This is a genomic window from Robiginitalea biformata HTCC2501, from assembly GCF_000024125.1.
In the GTDB taxonomy this organism is placed as follows: Bacteria; Bacteroidota; Bacteroidia; order Flavobacteriales; family Flavobacteriaceae; genus Robiginitalea; species Robiginitalea biformata.
This window is the reverse complement of sequence record NC_013222.1, coordinates 2,658,701-2,675,682: the sequence shown is the minus strand read 5'-3', so window position 1 is coordinate 2,675,682 and position 16,982 is coordinate 2,658,701. Positions and strand designations below refer to the sequence as shown.

The window sequence follows — 16,982 nt, the reverse complement described above, 5'->3', positions numbered from 1 at the left end:
TTCGATTCCCTGCATTTTTGGCTACATTGTGGCGCAAATAACACAAGATGAAAAACCGAATATTCCTGGTCGTGCTTATGCTGAGCCCGCTGCTAGTGCCCGGCCAGTTTCAGGAAAAAAGTGCGGAGTATCAAAAATTCGAAGGATATTTTGATTTCTACTACGACGACTCCGAAGGCAAGGTATACCTGGAGGTCGACAAACTGGAAACAGAATTCCTCTATGTCTATTCCCTGAGCAGCGGAATTGGCAGCAACGATATCGGCCTGGACCGCGGGCAGCTGGGGAACGAGCAGGTGGTTTTCTTCCGGAAGGCGGGAAACAAGCTCCTGCTCATCCAGCCCAACCTGGAATACCGGGCCATCACGGACAATGAACTCGAACGCAAATCGGTGGAACAGGCTTTTGCCCGTTCCGTACTCTTTGGCTTCCCGATAGTGGAGACGATCGGGGAACGGCATATCGTGGAATTGACCCCTTTCCTGATGCAGGATATGCACGGTGTTTCCGACCGACTCAAACGGACCAATCAGGGCAGCTACAGCCTGGATACCAGTAAAAGTGCGGTAAACCTGGAGCGCACCCGGGCCTTTCCGGAAAACATTGAACTCGATGTGTTGCTCACTTTCAAAGGAGATCCCAAAGGCAATTATATCCGTTCGGTGGCCCCCAACCCGAAATTGGTAACCGTGGCCCAGCACCACTCCATGATCAAGTTGCCGGACCCGGGCTTCGAAAAGCGCGCCTTTGATCCGCGGAGCGGGGTGTACCCCTTTAGTTATTACGACTACGCCACCCCGGTGGAACAACCGATTGTCAAGCGGTACATCCCGAGACACCGGCTGGAGAAAAAAGATCCTTCTGCCGAGCGCAGCGAGGCGGTTGAGCCGATTGTCTACTACCTGGATAACGGGACGCCGGAACCCGTCCGGTCTGCCCTGCTGGAAGGCGGCCGCTGGTGGAACCAGGCCTTTGAGGCCATTGGTTATACGAATGCTTTTCAGGTTAAAATGCTGCCGGACGACGCAGACCCCCTGGATGTGCGCTACAACGTCATCCAATGGGTCCACCGGTCTACCCGGGGGTGGAGTTACGGAAGTAGTGTAGCCGACCCGAGGACCGGGGAAATCATCAAGGGGCACGTAAGCCTTGGCAGCCTGCGCATCCGCCAGGATTTTATGATCGCCCAGGCGCTGACCGACGGCCCGTTTGCCAATTCGGACGAAAACACATCGCCCATGCTCGAACTGGCACTGGCCCGAATCCGGCAATTGTCCGCCCACGAAATCGGCCATACGCTGGGCTTTGCCCATAATTTTGCCGCAAGCACCAACAACCGCGCCTCAGTCATGGATTACCCGCATCCTTATGTGCGGCTGGATAATGGTAAGATCGATTTTTCACAAGCCTACGATACGGGAATCGGGGAGTGGGACAAAGTAACAGTGGCGTATGCCTACTCGGATTTCCCCGAAGGCACCGATGAGCGGGAGGCCCTGTCTGAACTGCTCAGGGAGGCTGAAGCCAACGGCCTGCGCTATATTTCAGATCAGGATGCCCGCCCGGCCGGCGGGGCGCACGCCTATGCACATCTTTGGGATAATGGGGCAAACGCTTCAGAAGAGCTCGAACGCGTGCTGCGGGTTCGGCGCAAGGCCATGGAGCAGTTCTCCCCGGCGAATATCCGCACGGGGGAACCCCTGAGCGTCCTGGAAGACGTATTTGTGCCCCTGTATTTTTTCCATCGCTATCAAACGGAGGCCGTAAGCAAACTGATCGGGGGTCTCGACTACAACTACGCCGTGCGCGGTCAGGAATCCGCCGCCTGGTCCCCGGTAGACGCCAGGCAGCAGGAGGCGGCCCTGGAGGCCCTCCTCAGGACCCTGGAACCCGAAGAGCTGGCAATCCCGCAAAACATCCTCCAATGGTTCCCGCCCCGGGCCATGGGGTATCGGGCCGGCAGGGAGTCCTTCAAAGGGCGGACCGGGCCGTCCTTTGATGCCCTGGGGGCAGCGGAAACTTCGGCGGATATGACCCTCGGGTTTTTATTGCACCCTCAACGAGCTTCACGCCTGGTACACCAGCACGCTCTGGATTCGTCCCTTCCCGGCCTGGAAGATGTGCTGGAGCCCCTGCTGGATACGGCCTTCGAAACCCGCACATCCGGGGATTACCAGAAGTCCATCCGCGAGGTAGTCGGGTTCCGGACCCTGGAACACCTGATGGCACTTGCCAAAAATCCAGGGGTACACCCGCAGGTTAACGGAATAGCCCAGGGTGCCCTGGACGCGATCCGCGGACAGATGCTGCGGGCCGGGGATTCGGATATGGCCCGGGAAATCGTGAGGCGTATAGACCGTTTCCGGGAGCACCCTGAGCTTGTTAAGGTCCCGGATGCACCCAAAATACCGGACGGCTCACCCATAGGCTCCGGCTGTACGGACGAAATCCCGGTCTCTTGGAAATAAACCTGATCAGCGATACGGTGACGCGGCCCACGCCCGGCATGCTGGAAGCGATGATGCAGGCCGAGGTAGGGGATGATGTTTTTAAGGAAGACCCTACGGTGTCGGCACTGGAAGAAAAGGTTGCAGCCTATTTCGGCAGGGAGGCAGCCTTGTTTTTCCCAAGCGGCACCATGGCCAACCAAACGGCCATCAAGCTGCATACGCAGCCCGGGGACCAGCTTATCTGCGATAAATTCGCCCATGTATACAACTACGAAGGAGGGGGCGTGAGTTTTAACAGCGGTGTGTCCTGCAAACTCGTGGACGGCGACCGGGGGATGATGCGGGCCGATCAGGTGGCAGCTGCCATCAACCCGCCGGATTTCTATCACAGTCCGAGAACCCGCCTGGTGTGCCTGGAAAACACGACCAACAAGGGGGGAGGGGCCTGCTGGGATACCGGGGAAATCGAAAAGATCCGGAAGGTATGCGAAAGTAACCAGCTGGCCCTGCATTTGGATGGAGCCCGGCTTTGGAATGCACTGGCCAACGGGGCAGGGGATGCAGCCTTTTACGGCAAAACCTTTGATACCATCAGCGTTTGCATGAGCAAAGGACTGGGATGCCCGGTGGGCTCCCTGCTTGTGGGGTCCGGGGAGGCCATGCAGGAAGCCCTGCGAATCCGGAAGGTACTCGGGGGGGGCATGCGGCAGGCCGGTTATCTGGCGGCGGCTGCCATTTACGCCATGGACCACCATATCGACCGGCTGCGGGAAGACCACCAAAGGGCTTCCCAGATCGGCGAGGTGCTTGATTCGCAGCCATTTGTCCGGTACGTGGCCCCGGTTGAAACGAATATTGTCATCTTTGAACTCGATACGCCCCGGGTATCCGAATCGGAATTCATGAGAGTCATGGAGGAATCCGGTATCCGCCTGATCGGCATGGGGCAGGGCAAGCTCCGGATGGTCACCCACCTGGATTACACAGATGCGATGCATATGCGCGTACTGGAAGTACTTTCAGGGATACAGCTTTAACCGGAAATTCGCACGGGTAACCCGCCAATGGGGCAGTTCCCGCTGTGCGGAGGGGGTAGTTCCGGCTGTGCCAATGGGTACCGGCCGGTGATTCACAGGTCTCTGTCAGAGTTCCAGCGAACCCAGTTGCTGGCGAATATTGGCAATCCCGTTCTCCATGCCCGCTTCGGACTGGTAGAATTGGCTGTGCCCGAGGACCTGCCCCCCGGGGGAGCGCAGGGTGAACTGAAACCGGCCCCGGTGATCCGTCCGCCGTTCAAAAATGGCCGGGTCGCGCAGCGTTGGCTGGAGGAGACGCACCTGTTCACGGGCATCCTCCCGGTTCGGGAAGGAAACGCTTTCCAATAGCGGGTGGCCCTGGGCGCTTTTCACCACAAACCGGCAACCGCTTTCGCCTTCATTCAGGTATTCGAGCATCTCTGGGTGTTAGGCATTATCAAGATACGGAATTTCCGGCATACCTATTTCAGGAAATTGTCCAGCCCCGGGATGTCCGGCATCCCTTCTTTGGCCGCAGCCGACAATTCGGCGTCGTGGATTTCCCCGGCTTTTTGCATTGCCCGGTTTACAACAGTCACCAGGTAGTCGGTCAATTGTTCCTTGTCACCCAATAATTCCCCCGAAATTTGAATATCCCTGATCTCCCGGGATGCCGAAACGGTTACTTCCAGCAGTCCGTCCGGGCTGGATTCGCGGAGGGTGACCGTTTTGAGTCGTTCACGGGTGGCTTTTACTTTTTCCTGGGATTCCTTGAGTTTCCCCATCATCCCCATCAGGTCTCCGAACATATCTTCGCGTTTTTTGGGTTTCTCTCAGGCGAAAATACGTCTTTTTTACGGCCCGGCCCGAAGGGAAATCCGCCTTGGGGAGTTCAGTGCATAAATGCTATTTTTGCCACATGGTATCAAAAAGGAACCCCGAAAATGCCCCAGCCCATGCCGCCCATTGCCACTAAAAACCCCCACATACTCGAAATCCACGGCAAAAAACGGGTGGATGAGTACTACTGGCTCAGGGAACGGGAAAGCCCTGAAGTTATCGAATACCTGGAGGCCGAAAACGCCTATTTCCGTCAAATGACCGCCCACACGGAAAAATTCCGGGAAGAATTGTTCCAGGAGATGAAAGCCCGCATCCGCGAAGACGATACCTCGGTGCCCTACAAATTAAACGGCTACTGGTATATCACCCGGTTTGAAGTTGGGAAGGAATACCCGGTGTATACGCGGAAAAAAGGTTCCCTGGAGTCCGAAGAGGAAATCCTGTTTGACGCCAACCAGTTGGCTGCGGGTCATGACTATTTCGACCTTCGCGGAATTTCGGTCAGCCCGGATAACAAGCTGGCTGCATTTGGGACGGATACCGTATCTCGCAGGCTGTACGACATTCGGATCAGGAATCTGGAAACCGGGGAGGACTTTGAGGATGTCCTGCCGCATACCACCGGCGGAGGCGTCTGGGCTACGGACAACCGGACGTTTTTTTATACCCGGAAGGACCCGGAAACCCTCAGGGCGGATGCAATTTTCAAACACCGACTGGGCACCCCGGCTTCTGAAGACGAACTCGTTTACCTGGAGGAAGATGAGACTTTTAACACGTACGTGTACAAATCGAAATCCAGAAAATACATCATTATCGGATCCTTCAGCACGCTGACCTCGGAGTACCGGATCCTGCCAGCCGACGAACCGGAGGGGGAATTCCGAATTTTCACTCCGCGCCAGCGCGGGGTGGAGTATTCCATCTACCACTACGCGGACCGGTTTTTTATCCTGACCAACCGGGACGGGGCCACGAATTTCAAGGTGATGCAGACTACAGAGGATCAGACAGGGAGCGAATACTGGAAACCTTTTATCCCCCACCGGGATGCCGTGCTTGTGGAAGACCTCGATATTTTCAGGGAGTATTATGTGGTGACCGAACGCGACAACGGCCTGAGTAAAATGCGGATTGTCCGCTGGGATGGAGGAGCGGATTATTACCTGCCATTTGATAATGAAACCTATGTGGCCTACCCGTATGTCAACCTGGACTTCGACACGGAAAACCTGCGCTACGTCTACAATGCCATGACGTCACCGTACAGCATTGTGGAATTCAATATGGCAACGCGCCAGAAGACAATTCTCAAGGAACAGGAGGTCCTGGGGGGCAAATTCCAAAAAGAAAACTACGAATCCCGGAGGGTATGGGCAACGGCCCGGGATGGGGTTAAAGTACCGGTTTCACTGGTGTACCACCGGGAGACCCCCCTCGATGGCAGCAGCCCGCTATTGCTGTATGGATACGGGTCGTATGGGAGCACCTCAGACCCCTATTTTTCCACGGTGCGCCTGAGCCTTCTGGACCGGGGGTTCATCTATGCCATCGCCCATATCCGCGGGGGCGAATACCTGGGCAGGCCCTGGTACGAAGAGGGGAAGCTGCTGAAGAAAATGAATACCTTCACGGATTTTGAGGATTGCGCCCGCTTTCTGATTGCCGAAAAATACACCACGCCCCCCCACATCTATGCGTATGGGGGCTCGGCCGGCGGCCTCCTTATCGGGGCAGTGATCAATGCGGCCCCGGATCTTTTTAACGGGGTCATTGCCGCCGTTCCGTTTGTGGACGTGGTAACCACGATGCTGGACGAAAGCATCCCGCTGACCACCGGGGAATATGACGAATGGGGCAATCCCGCCGACCCCCAATATTACGAGTATATGGTGGGGTATTCCCCCTATGACAATGTCCGGGAGCAGGAATACCCGCATATGCTGGTGACTACGGGCCTGCACGACTCCCAGGTGCAGTATTGGGAACCCGCCAAGTGGGTTGCCCGCCTGCGGAGCAAAAAACTGGGCGACCGCCAACTGTTTTTATACACGAACATGGACGCCGGGCACGGCGGGGCTTCCGGGAGATTTGAAGCCCTTCGCGAGACCGCTATGGAATACGCCTTCCTGCTCGATCTGGAGGGGAAAGTGCCATAATCCAAAAAAAATAGTAATTTTGCCTCCAAATCCGAACCGCATCGGCCGGTTTATGAGCCTAACCTTAGTGTATGAAACAAGAGATACAGGCGTTTAACAATATCCTTGAACTTATTGGAAAAACCCCCCTGGTCCGTTTGAATCGTCTGACGGCCGGCTTCCCCGGGGAATACTACGCCAAACTCGAGGCCTTCAACCCGGGTCATTCCTCCAAGGATCGGATTGCCCATTTTATCATTGAAGAGGCCGAACGGAGCGGGATTCTCAAGCCCGGCAGCACAGTAATCGAAACCACCTCCGGGAATACGGGCTTCAGCCTGGCCATGGTCAGCATCATCAAGGGGTACGAATGTATCCTGGCGGTGAGTTCCAAGTCTTCCAGGGATAAGATCGATATGCTTCGTTCCATGGGTGCCAAGGTGTATATCTGTCCCGCCCACGTGAGCGCAGACGACCCCAGGTCCTATTACCAGGTAGCCAAAAGGCTTCACCAGGAAACCCAGAACTCCATTTACATCAACCAGTATTTCAACGATTTTAATATCAAGGCCCACTACGCCACCACCGGGCCTGAGATCTGGGAACAGACCGGAGGCCAGATTACCCACCTGGTGGCCTGCAGCGGCACAGGGGGCACCATTTCGGGTACGGCGCGCTACCTGAAGGAGCAAAATCCGGATATCCGGATCATCGGGGTGGATGCCTACGGCTCCGTCCTGAAGAAATACCACGAAACCGGGGAATTCGACACGGAGGAAATCTATCCGTACCGGATCGAGGGCCTCGGCAAGAACCTGATCCCGGACGCTACGGATTTTACCGTTATCGACGAGTTTATCAAGGTGACCGATGAAGAGAGCGCCCATACTGCCCGGGAACTCTGCCATAAGGAGGGGATTTTTGCGGGGTATACGAGCGGCGCGGCCATGCAGGCTCTCAAACAACTGCAGGAAGACAAAACATTCGACGCAAATAGCCGCGTTGTGGTGATCTTCCCGGACCACGGCAGTCGTTATATGAGCAAAATCTACAGCGACAAATGGATGGAGGATCAGGGGTTCTTCGACAGCAAACACGTCGGGGAAGAGCAGCAAATCCAGGTAATCAAGTAATTTCAGGCCAGCCTGGTACATCCTGCAGATTGTGGAAAATTCCCGCAATTGCTTCCTCCCGATGCTATGAATTCGCTTTAAATTTCTTTACTTTTGCCTCGGATCGCTACCCGCGGAAATTCGCGTTTTGCAACATGCTTCCCGGTAGGTTTCCTGCGCAACCAAGCTAAACTCCATGAAAGATATATTCGATCGAATTATTGAGAATAAGGGTCCGCTGGGACGCTGGGCTTCCCAGGCCGAAGGGTATTTCGTCTTTCCGAAACTGGAAGGCCCTATCTCGAACCGGATGAAATTCCAGGGCAAAGAGGTGATTACCTGGAGCATCAACGACTACCTCGGCCTCGCCAACCTCCCGGAAATCAAAAAAGTAGACGGGGAAGCCGCCCTGGAACACGGAGCCGCCTATCCGATGGGTGCCCGCATGATGAGCGGCCATACGGATTACCACGAACAACTCGAAAAAGAATTGGCCGAGTTTGTGGACAAAGAGGCTGCCTACCTGCTGAATTTCGGCTACCAGGGGATTATGTCGGCCATCGACGCCCTGGTGTCCAAGGACGATATCATCGTATACGACGTGGATTCCCACGCCTGTATTATCGACGGGGTCCGGCTGCACGTGGGGAAACGCTTTACCTTTAAGCACAACGACATCGAGTCCCTGGAGAAAAACCTGGAACGGGCGGTGAAACTGGCCGAACAAACCGGGGGAGGCATCCTGGTGATTTCGGAAGGCGTGTTTGGAATGCGGGGCGAACAGGGAAAACTCAAGGAGATTGTGGCCCTGAAGGAAAAATACAACTTCCGCCTGCTGGTAGACGATGCACACGGATTCGGAACCCTCGGGAAAACCGGGGCCGGGGCCGGGGAAGAGCAGGGGGTTCAGGACGAGATTGACGTCTACTTCGCCACCTTTGCGAAATCCATGGCCGGAATAGGCGCCTTTTTAGCGGCCGACCAGGAAATCATCGACTACCTGAAATACAACCTGCGTTCCCAGATGTTCGCCAAATCCCTGCCCATGGTTTACGTGAAGGGAGCCCTGAAACGCCTGGAAATGCTCCGCACCATGCCGGAACTCAAGGAAAAACTCTGGGAGAACGTCAATGCCCTGCAAAACGGGCTGAAGGAACGCGGATTCGATATCGGGACTACCAGTTCCTGCGTCACCCCGGTATACCTGAACGGTAGCATCCCGGAGGCGATGGCACTGGTTAAGGACCTGCGGGAAAATTACGGTATATTCTGCTCCATTGTGGTATATCCGGTAATCCCCAAGGGACTGATCCTATTGCGAATGATCCCTACGGCCACCCACACAGCCGAGGATATAGAGGAAACGCTGGAGGCTTTTTCCGCCATCCGCGAACGACTGCAAAACGGCACCTACAAACGGCTCTCTGCGGCGGTTGCTGCGGCCATGGGGGAGTAACCCGGGAGCAATTTTACAGAACAGGAAACCCGGCACGGCGCCGGGTTTTTCTTTATTAGGCCGGGACGGAAGGAATCGCGGGTTCTGGAATTGGAGGGCTTGCCGGTTTCGCGGAACGGATCAGCCGAGTTGTTTCCGATACGTGCACCTCCGTTTGTAAACGACGGGTGAAAAGTGTTTCCACATTTGCTGGATGGCCTTGTTTTCTGCCAGTTCCGGCGTCCGGTAGCACATGGTTACACCTTTTTCCTGAAAAACCTTGTAGTATTCGTTGAAGATGATTGAGGTAATCCCCTTATTCTGGAATTCCGGCTCGATCCCGATCAGGTAGAATATAGCGTCCTTGTTGTGTTTCCGGGCGTGCAACAGGTGACGAAAACCAAAGGGGAACAATTTTCCCCGTGCTTTCTGCAAAGCTTTGGAAAAGGAGGGCATCACGATGGCAAAGGCGATAATCCGGTCGTCTTCGTCTACCACGAATTTGATGTATTCCGGGTTAATAAACCCGATATACTTTTTCTTGAAGTACGCCTTCTGTTCCTCGGAAATCGGCACAAAAGATGACAACCGCGCATAGGATGCATTAAAAAGGTCAAACATCTTGTCCGCCCAGGGCATGATTTCAGAAGTTTTCGTGAAGTTCAGGGCCCGTAGCCCATAGCGCTGGCGAATGGTTGCTTCAATACGGGTAAACAGCCGGGGATCCGCGTTTGCCGCGGGGAATTTGCTCTCCAGGTACTCCTTTTCGCGCGTAAATCCGAGATTTTCCAGGTGGGTAGCGTAGTAGGGGTAGTTGTACCAGGTGACCATCGTCCCGATGTGGTCGAAACCCTCGGTAAGTACCCCAACCTTATCCAGGTTGGAAAACCCCATGGGCCCTTCCATGTACTCCAGGCCATTGTCATTGCCAATTTCAGCAACTTTGTCGAGCAACGCCCTGCTGATTTCCGGATCGTCCTTGAAATCGAACCAACCGAACCGCATCTTTTTCAGTCCCTGTTGCTCCACTTCGGTCCGGTTGATGATGGCAGCCACCCTGCCCACCACCTCGCTGCCGCTGTAGGCGAGGAAAAACCGCGCCTCTGCCTGGCGAAAAACGGGATTTACCTTTGGGTCGAAAGAGGCGAGCTCCTCGCGGATGATGGGCGGAACCCAATACGGGGAGTCCTTGTACAGCGTAAAGGGGAAGCGGACAAAGGACTTCATATCTCTTTTGGAATGCGCTTCTTCTATTCGGATCATGGGACGCGTTTGCAGGTTCCAATATTACGGAACTTTCCGCATAGCGTAAAGTAGTTTTTCTGAATTCCGCGAACCTCAGATTGGGTTGAATTCCCAGTCATCGCCCCCGTCGTCGCTTTTTTCCCGTTTTTTGTTGCGTTTTTCAGCCCGTCGCTGGCTCCGCCTCTCGGCTTTGGATAGTTTTCTCCCGCCCCGGCGCATGCTATTGCGGCCAATTTTCTCCTGGTCCTCAATCGGGATAAGCTGATCCTTGTGGAAGTCCAGCCGGTAAGAAACCCCGGAGCTGATAAAGATCCGGCTGGGGGTGTTTTTAAAGCCGGCGCCCAGGTTGATATCGGCCTGGAAGTTCGGGCTGAACAGGTAGGCGACGCCGCTTCGGAGCAATACATCGGAGTAGCGGTCGCTTTGGATGCCCTGGTTTTCCACAAAAACACTCCATTTCGGGTTCCTGAAGGCGTGGGAAATGGAAACCAGGTAGCTCCATTCGGGGAAATCCGTCCCAATCCGGTCGTAGGCGATATTGGTGACCAGGACAAACCTCGGGGACAACCGGCTTTGGGTGGCCACCATGGCCCGGGGAGAAACCGTAGGTTCACCGGGGTAGAACGGGTTGTCGCCCAACACGAAGTTTGCCCCCCCGTAGAGGGCCACGGAAGGGATCAGGTTTTTTAATTGGAAAACGTTGTTGGCCCTCCAGCTCCTGATATTTGGCTTGTTGCGTTCCGGGTCCTTGTAGCGGTCGTAGATCAGGAATTTCAGGCCCACACGGTTCCGGTAGAAATCGGTAAGAGAAGCCTCCGTGCCCAGGTTGGAGTAGGTAATATTCTGGTTCTGGTTGATTCCTTCGTATTGGAGTTCCAGCGCTTCAAACAGCAGCCCGTACCTCAAAGCGACATCCACGCCGAAGATTCCGGATTCCGTGTTCAGGATGGCGTGGTCCTGTTGTTCGTAAACCAGGCCCGATTCGAGTTGGACAACGCCTTTTCCCACCGCGTAGGCGCTATTGGCCTTGCCGGGGCGGTTGGAATTGATGACATCCGTATATTGGGCATGCGCGGCCAGGCCCCAGGCCAACAGAGTGGCCAAAAGCCCGAATTTGCCGATTTCATTGAGGATTCCGCGGGTTTTTGATGCCATATTTAGTATTATTTTAGGACTTTTGTACAGTTAATACAACGTCGGAATCGTACTTTTGATATACAGAGTGATCAGTTAATGGGTATTTTAAAGTTCCTTTTGGTTCTGCTTCTCGGCTACTATTTCCTGCTCCTGCTCGGGCGGCTGTTAGGCCCGTGGCTCAGGCGGTATGCCAGGAGGAAGACCGAAGAGTACTTTCAGGAAGCCTTCCGCGGCAGGGCTCCGGAGGACCCGGGCAGCAGAAGGACCGGGGAGGTGACCATCGACCGGAAACCCGCCCGCAAACAACCTCCCGCAGAGCCTGTAGGGGAGTATATCGAATACGAGGAAGTCGAAGAATCCTAAACCGACCCGGACCCAAAGATGAACCTCGACCTCAAACAATTTTTTACCCACTTTTTCGTAGCCGTTTTCTTTGCGCTGGCGTCCCTTGCCTATTTTTACCCGGTTCTCCAGGGCAAGGTCATCTACCAGTCGGACATCGTCCAATACCGGGGGATGGCCCAGGAACAGGAAGAATTCCGCAAAGAAACCGGGGAGGAGCCCTATTGGACCAACAGTGCCTTCGGGGGAATGCCCACCTATCAGCTCGGCGCGCGCTACCCCCATGAATACGTAAAGAACCTGGACCGGGCAATCCGTTTTTTGCCCAGGCCGGCCGATTACCTCTTCCTGTATATGCTGAGCTTCTACATCCTGATGTGCTGCCTGAAAGTGGATTACCGGCTGGCCGTCCTGGGGGCTTTGGCCTATGGCTTCTCCACCTACCTGATTATCATCCTGGGCGTTGGCCACAATGCCAAGGCACACGCGCTGGGCTACCTGCCCATGTTGCTGGGCGGGATACTGCTCGTTTACCGCAAAAAATACCTCTGGGGATTTGTGCTCACAGCTTTTGCCATGGCCCTTGAAATCCAGGCGAACCACTATCAGATGACCTATTACTTTATGTTGCTGGTATTGGTACTGGGCCTGGTGTATCTGATCGATGCTATCCGTCGGGGGCAACTGAAGCATTTTGCCCTGGCCACGGGTTTGCTGGTTCTCGCGGTTCTCCTTGGGATCCTGCCCAACGCAGCCTCCCTGATGGCTACCCGGGAATACGCAGCCTGGAGTACGCGGGGCCCCTCCCAGCTCACCCTGGACCCGGAGGGTAACCCCATGGAGCAGACCGACGGCCTGGACACCGAATACATCACCCAGTACAGCTACGGGATTGTGGAATCCCTGAACCTGTTCGTCCCCAGGCTTTTCGGGGGGGCTTCCGTAGAGTCCCTGGGGGAGGGGTCCAAGACGTATGAATTTCTGATCGACCAGGGTGTGCCGCGCTCCCAGGCGCTTGAGTTCAGCAACAACCTCCAGCTCTACTGGGGGGATCAGCCGGGTGTTTCCGCCCCGGCCTACGTGGGAGCCCTGATTGTGTTTTTCTTCCTGCTCGGGCTGCTGCTCGTTCGCGGCCGGGCCAAATGGTGGTTGCTCGGCGGAGCAATACTATCGCTGATGCTCTCCTGGGGAAAGAATTTCCCGCTGCTCACGGACCTGATGATCGAATATTTTCCGCTCTACGACAAGTTCCGGGCCGTCTCTTCGGCCCAGGTCATTCTCGAACTCTGCTTTCCCATCCTGGGCATCCTGGCATTGAAGCGTTTTTTTGACCCGTCCCTGGAGGCATCCAAAAAAATTCGGGCCCTGGTTGTTGCGACCGGGTCCCTTGCCGGCTTGGGGGTATTGCTCTTCCTCTCCAGGGGGCTTTTCGATTTTTCAGGCGGCAGCGACCCGATGTTGACCCGGTATTTTGGGGAAGACGTAATGCAGGTAATCCGCAGAGACCGGGAAGCTGTCTATATTGCCGACACCATCCGGTCCCTGATCATTGTCCTGGCGGGGGCCGGGCTGCTCTGGCTGCATGTCAAGGGCCGCCTGGGGCGGAACCTGACCCTGGCTGCCCTGGGCATTGTCTTGCTGATCGACCTGGTCGGAGTTGACAAGCGATACGTGGATTCCGGGGATTTTGTCCCGGAAAGGCGAATGAACGCCCCGATAGCGATGTCCCAGGCAGACCAGGTTATCCTTCGGGATACCTCGGTATTCCGGGTGCTGAATGTGGGGGAGGGGCTCAACGGGGCCCGGACTTCGTATTTCCACCATTCCCTGGGGGGCTACCATGCGGCTAAGCCCAGGCGTTTAATGGATTTATTCGACTACCACATCTACCGCGACAACCGGCAGGTACTTCACATGCTGAACACCAAATACCTGATACAGACCAATGAAGAAGGGGCCCCGTCCGTGACCCTGAACCCGAATGCAATGGGCAATGCCTGGTTTGTGGAAAACCTGGTTCCCGTGCCCACGGCGGATGCCGCTATCCGGTCGCTGGATACGCTGCAGGTTAGCCGTACCGCCGTGGTCAACACCTCGGATTTCCCGGAATACGGCTCCAGGGCATACGTCCGGGATTCAGCCGCCACGGCCCAACTGGATACCTATCGCCCGAATTTCCTGGAATACACGGTTCGAAATGCCCATGAAGGTTTGCTGGTGTTTTCTGAGATGTATTACCCTGAAGGCTGGCAGGCATCTATCGATGGACGGGAAGCCGACCATTTTCGGGTGAATTACGCCCTGCGGGCCCTGGAGGTGCCGGCCGGGGAACACCGGGTGACCTTCCGTTTCGAACCGGAAGTTGTCCGGAAGGGAAGCCGGATATCCCTGGCGGGATCCATCGCTCTGCTGGTACTCCTGCTGGGCGCCGTGACCTACCGACTGGTAAAACGTCCTCCCAAGGAAACGGAATAATGCATAAGGTACTGGTCGTTACGTATTACTGGCCACCCGCTGGAGGCCCCGGAGTCCAGCGATGGCTGTTCTTTGTGAAGTACCTGCGCGACTTTGGCTTCGAGCCTGTTCTCTACCTTCCCGAAACCCCCCATTACCCGTTAACCGACCCGGACCTGGAGCGGGAGGTGCCGGAAAACCTCACGGTATACAGGAGCCAATTTTGGGAACCCTATGCATGGGCACGGCTGTTTGGCCGGAAGAAGGCCGGGCGGATCAGTTCCGGAATTATCCAAAGGAGGAACCCCGGGTTGGTGGAACGGCTGTTGCTTTGGGCCCGAGGCAATTTTTTCATTCCGGACGCCCGCAAATTCTGGGTAAAAAAAGCCGTCCGCGAATTGCCTGGCATCCTGGATCAGGAGGGGATTACCACCCTGGTGACCACCGGGCCGCCCCACAGCCTGCACCTGATCGGGCTGGAATTGTCCCGGCGCAGGCCGAACCTGAAATGGGTCGCGGATTTTAGGGACCCCTGGACGGAGATCGGCTACCATTCCGCCATGAGCCTTGGCAAACGGGCCCGTAGAAAACACAGGGAGCTGGAAACCCGGGTCCTCGGCGCGGCGGATCGCGTCATGGCAACCAGCCAGGTAACGGCCGATAGCCTGGGATCCCATACGCCCCGCCCGGTAGCGGTAATCACCAACGGTTTCGACCGGCAGCCTGCCCGGGGAGACCAGCCGGACGGTGCCTTTGTGGTGGCGCATATCGGTTCGCTCCTCAGCGGGCGCAACCCCGATGCCCTCTGGCAGGCCCTGGCTACACTCCTCCGGGATACGCCGGGTTTTCGGGAAGATTTTCGCCTGGAACTTACCGGCCTGGTCAGTGAGGAGGTGATGGAGTCCCTGAGGGAGCACGGCCTGGAGACCCATACCAAAATACACGCATATGTCCCGCACCGCGAAGCTATCATCCGGCAGGAAAAGGCACAGCTGCTGCTGCTGCTCGAAATCGACTCGCCGGAAACGCGGGGCATCGTGCCCGGGAAGCTTTTTGAATACATGGCTGCTGCCCGGCCCATCCTCGCCATAGGCCCGGATGGATGGGAAGCCGCGGACCGGGTGATAGGCAGCGGCTGCGGAGCGGGGTTCCGGTACGGACAAATGGACGAAATCCTTGCGCAGCTTCGGCAATGGTACGATCTTTATCGAAAAGGCGCCCTTTCGGTCCGGCCGGGAGGAGTAGCCCAATACCATCGCCGGGAACTCACCGGCCGGCTGGCAAAGGAAATCCTATGGGAATTATCCTCAGACAATCCATCGTAAACACGCTGCTAACCTATGTCGGTTTCGGGTTGGGGGCCGTCAACACGCTCGTTTTATACACCCGTTTCCTGTCCGATACCTATTTTGGCCTGGTGGGGGTTATCCTTTCCACCGGTGCGCTCCTGATGCCGCTGATGGCCTTCGGGGTGCCGAACACCCTGGTGAAATTCTTTTCCGCCAACCGGGAAGCACCGCACCGGAACCCGTTCCTGACGCGAATGCTTCTGCTCCCCCTGGTTTTTATCCTCCCCCTGGCGGTATTCAGCTTGTTGGCGGATGAGGCTATCGGGAGTTTCCTGGCCCGGGAAAATGCCATAGTGGCGGAATATGTCGGGCATATTTTCCTGATCGGCCTTTCCATGGCGTATTTTGAGGTGTTTTTTGCATGGAGCAAGGTGTGCCTCCGTTCGGCATTCGGTACGTTTTTAAAGGAAGTCTTTGTCCGGCTGGGGGTCAGTCTCCTGCTTTTCCTGTTGTATTTTGAAGTGCTCTCGGTGGCTGGCTTCCTCAGGTGGCTGGTGGGCCTGTATGCCCTGAGGTGCCTGCTGATGGCAGTATATGCCCTGCGGCTGATGCCCTTCCGATTTCGGTTCCGACTGCCCGGGGACTCCCGGGAAATTACCGTGTACAGCGCGCTGATCCTCCTGGGCGGATCGGTTTCCGTACTGCTCCTGGAAGTAGACCGGTTCATGATCAACCAGTATATCGAACTGGCGAATGTGGCCTATTACACGGTAGCCGTCTTTATCGCCACGGTAATTATCGTCCCCCAACGGGCCATGCACCAGATTACCTATCCGATTACCGCCGAACTGCTCCACGCAAAGGACCTGTCGGGCCTTGGGAGCCTCTACCGGAAAAGTTCCCTGGCCCTGCTGGTGGCGGCGGGGCTTATATACCTGCTGATCCTGATGAACCTCGAAGAGCTCTATCTCCTGTTGCCCGAAAATTACCGGGGTGGTTTTACCATTGTGGCCCTGATCGGGGCTGCCCGGGTTTTTGATTCCTTTTTGGGTATCAATGCGGCCATCCTGTACAATTCCCGGTATTACCGGATGTTGCTGGTATTTGGCCTGGGCCTGGTGCTCATCACCATCGCACTGAATATCTGGTTGATCCCGCGCTTTGGGATCAATGGGGCTGCTTGGGCCACTTTTATCTCAATCGCCGCCTACAACCTGGTCAAACTCCTGTTTGTCCGCTTGAAATTCGGCCTGGTTCCCTGGAGCCGGGATACCTTTAGGCTGATCGGGGTGGGGGTCCTCACCGGGGCGTTGTTTCTCTGGTTGTCCTTTCCGTTTCACCCCCTGGTCAATATTGGGTTGAAATCACTGCTGGCGGCATTGTTCTACCTCGGCCTGGTCCATCGGCTGGGGATTGCCAAAGACGCGTTCGCCCTTCTGGGCAGGGGGTTTAAAAAACCGGACCCCGAGAAGAAAAATCCTCCACGGGGTCCTGACAACTAACCAACCTAAAAACTATTTT

At 55.9% G+C, this 16,982-nt stretch carries 13 protein-coding genes; 9 read left to right on the top strand and 4 right to left on the bottom strand.

What is annotated here, in order from left to right; translation table 11 throughout:
* Positions 1 to 47 precede the first annotated feature (47 nt).
* Both RB2501_RS11865 and RB2501_RS11860 read left to right on the top strand, forming a co-directional pair.
* The gene (locus RB2501_RS11865) at positions 48 to 2,468 is read left to right on the top strand and encodes a zinc-dependent metalloprotease (RefSeq protein ID WP_015755076.1); all 2,421 of its coding nucleotides are present in this window, start codon (positions 48 to 50) and stop codon (positions 2,466 to 2,468) included.
* Entirely contained in the window at positions 2,459 to 3,487 is a 1,029-nt protein-coding gene (locus tag RB2501_RS11860; protein WP_015755075.1) for a threonine aldolase family protein, read from the top strand. The genes RB2501_RS11865 and RB2501_RS11860 overlap by 10 nt, the downstream gene beginning before the upstream one ends.
* Positions 3,488 to 3,592: 105 nt before the next feature.
* On the opposite strand, the gene RB2501_RS11855 is transcribed toward RB2501_RS11860, so the two are convergent.
* Positions 3,593 to 3,904, bottom strand: coding sequence for a YegP family protein (locus RB2501_RS11855; protein WP_015755074.1), 312 nt, complete (start codon positions 3,902 to 3,904; stop codon positions 3,593 to 3,595).
* A 44-nt stretch (positions 3,905 to 3,948) separates the two neighbouring features.
* A complete protein-coding gene (locus tag RB2501_RS11850) occupies positions 3,949 to 4,275 on the bottom strand; it encodes a YbaB/EbfC family nucleoid-associated protein (RefSeq protein ID WP_015755073.1) in 327 nt (108 codons plus the stop codon).
* Positions 4,276 to 4,410: 135 nt separating this feature from the next.
* On the opposite strand from RB2501_RS11850, the gene RB2501_RS11845 reads away from it, so the two are divergent.
* The 3 genes from RB2501_RS11845 to RB2501_RS11835 all read left to right on the top strand — a co-directional run bounded on the left by RB2501_RS11845 (position 4,411) and on the right by RB2501_RS11835 (position 9,015).
* Positions 4,411 to 6,468 carry a S9 family peptidase gene (locus tag RB2501_RS11845; protein WP_015755072.1) on the top strand — a complete coding sequence of 686 codons (2,058 nt, stop codon included), beginning with the start codon at positions 4,411 to 4,413 and terminating at the stop codon, positions 6,466 to 6,468.
* Positions 6,469 to 6,539: 71 nt separating this feature from the next.
* Entirely contained in the window at positions 6,540 to 7,580 is a 1,041-nt protein-coding gene (locus RB2501_RS11840) for a PLP-dependent cysteine synthase family protein (RefSeq protein WP_015755071.1), read from the top strand.
* Positions 7,581 to 7,755: 175 nt separating this feature from the next.
* Entirely contained in the window at positions 7,756 to 9,015 is a 1,260-nt protein-coding gene (locus tag RB2501_RS11835) for an aminotransferase class I/II-fold pyridoxal phosphate-dependent enzyme (RefSeq protein ID WP_015755070.1), read from the top strand.
* Between the two features lie 120 nt (positions 9,016 to 9,135).
* On the opposite strand, the gene RB2501_RS11830 is transcribed toward RB2501_RS11835, so the two are convergent.
* A complete protein-coding gene (locus RB2501_RS11830) occupies positions 9,136 to 10,257 on the bottom strand; it encodes a GNAT family N-acetyltransferase (RefSeq protein WP_015755069.1) in 1,122 nt (373 codons plus the stop codon).
* A gap of 75 nt (positions 10,258 to 10,332) precedes the next feature.
* Positions 10,333 to 11,394 (bottom strand): transporter, encoded by a 1,062-nt coding sequence (locus RB2501_RS11825; protein ID WP_015755068.1) that lies wholly within the window; start codon positions 11,392 to 11,394, stop codon positions 10,333 to 10,335.
* Between the two features lie 78 nt (positions 11,395 to 11,472).
* On the opposite strand from RB2501_RS11825, the gene RB2501_RS11820 reads away from it, so the two are divergent.
* The 4 genes from RB2501_RS11820 to RB2501_RS11805 are packed head-to-tail and all read left to right on the top strand — an operon-like array spanning position 11,473 to position 16,963.
* Positions 11,473 to 11,739: a hypothetical protein gene (locus RB2501_RS11820; RefSeq protein WP_015755067.1), complete on the top strand. Its 267-nt coding sequence runs from the start codon at positions 11,473 to 11,475 to the stop codon at positions 11,737 to 11,739.
* A gap of 18 nt (positions 11,740 to 11,757) precedes the next feature.
* Positions 11,758 to 14,193 carry a YfhO family protein gene (locus RB2501_RS11815; protein WP_015755066.1) on the top strand — a complete coding sequence of 812 codons (2,436 nt, stop codon included), beginning with the start codon at positions 11,758 to 11,760 and terminating at the stop codon, positions 14,191 to 14,193.
* Complete coding sequence (locus tag RB2501_RS11810; protein WP_041327224.1) at positions 14,193 to 15,497, top strand: glycosyltransferase family 4 protein; 1,305 nt, start codon at positions 14,193 to 14,195, stop codon at positions 15,495 to 15,497. Before RB2501_RS11815 ends, RB2501_RS11810 begins: the two co-directional genes overlap by 1 nt.
* Positions 15,467 to 16,963 carry an oligosaccharide flippase family protein gene (locus tag RB2501_RS11805; RefSeq protein WP_015755064.1) on the top strand — a complete coding sequence of 499 codons (1,497 nt, stop codon included), beginning with the start codon at positions 15,467 to 15,469 and terminating at the stop codon, positions 16,961 to 16,963. The genes RB2501_RS11810 and RB2501_RS11805 overlap by 31 nt, the downstream gene beginning before the upstream one ends.
* The last annotated feature ends 19 nt before the right edge of the window (positions 16,964 to 16,982 follow it).

What these genes read in the sequence shown, in the direction of transcription:
- RB2501_RS11865 (WP_015755076.1), top strand. Translation starts at nt 48, where the DNA reads ATGAAAAACCGAATATTCCTGGTCGTGCTTATGCTGAGCCCGCTGCTA.
- RB2501_RS11855 (WP_015755074.1), bottom strand. Translation starts at nt 3,904, where the DNA reads ATGCTCGAATACCTGAATGAAGGCGAAAGCGGTTGCCGGTTTGTGGTG.
- RB2501_RS11850 (WP_015755073.1), bottom strand. Translation starts at nt 4,275, where the DNA reads ATGTTCGGAGACCTGATGGGGATGATGGGGAAACTCAAGGAATCCCAG.
- RB2501_RS11845 (WP_015755072.1), top strand. Translation starts at nt 4,411, where the DNA reads ATGCCCCAGCCCATGCCGCCCATTGCCACTAAAAACCCCCACATACTC.
- RB2501_RS11840 (WP_015755071.1), top strand. Translation starts at nt 6,540, where the DNA reads ATGAAACAAGAGATACAGGCGTTTAACAATATCCTTGAACTTATTGGA.
- RB2501_RS11835 (WP_015755070.1), top strand. Translation starts at nt 7,756, where the DNA reads ATGAAAGATATATTCGATCGAATTATTGAGAATAAGGGTCCGCTGGGA.
- RB2501_RS11830 (WP_015755069.1), bottom strand. Translation starts at nt 10,257, where the DNA reads ATGATCCGAATAGAAGAAGCGCATTCCAAAAGAGATATGAAGTCCTTT.
- RB2501_RS11825 (WP_015755068.1), bottom strand. Translation starts at nt 11,394, where the DNA reads ATGGCATCAAAAACCCGCGGAATCCTCAATGAAATCGGCAAATTCGGG.
- RB2501_RS11820 (WP_015755067.1), top strand. Translation starts at nt 11,473, where the DNA reads ATGGGTATTTTAAAGTTCCTTTTGGTTCTGCTTCTCGGCTACTATTTC.
- RB2501_RS11815 (WP_015755066.1), top strand. Translation starts at nt 11,758, where the DNA reads ATGAACCTCGACCTCAAACAATTTTTTACCCACTTTTTCGTAGCCGTT.
- RB2501_RS11810 (WP_041327224.1), top strand. Translation starts at nt 14,193, where the DNA reads ATGCATAAGGTACTGGTCGTTACGTATTACTGGCCACCCGCTGGAGGC.
- RB2501_RS11805 (WP_015755064.1), top strand. Translation starts at nt 15,467, where the DNA reads ATGGGAATTATCCTCAGACAATCCATCGTAAACACGCTGCTAACCTAT.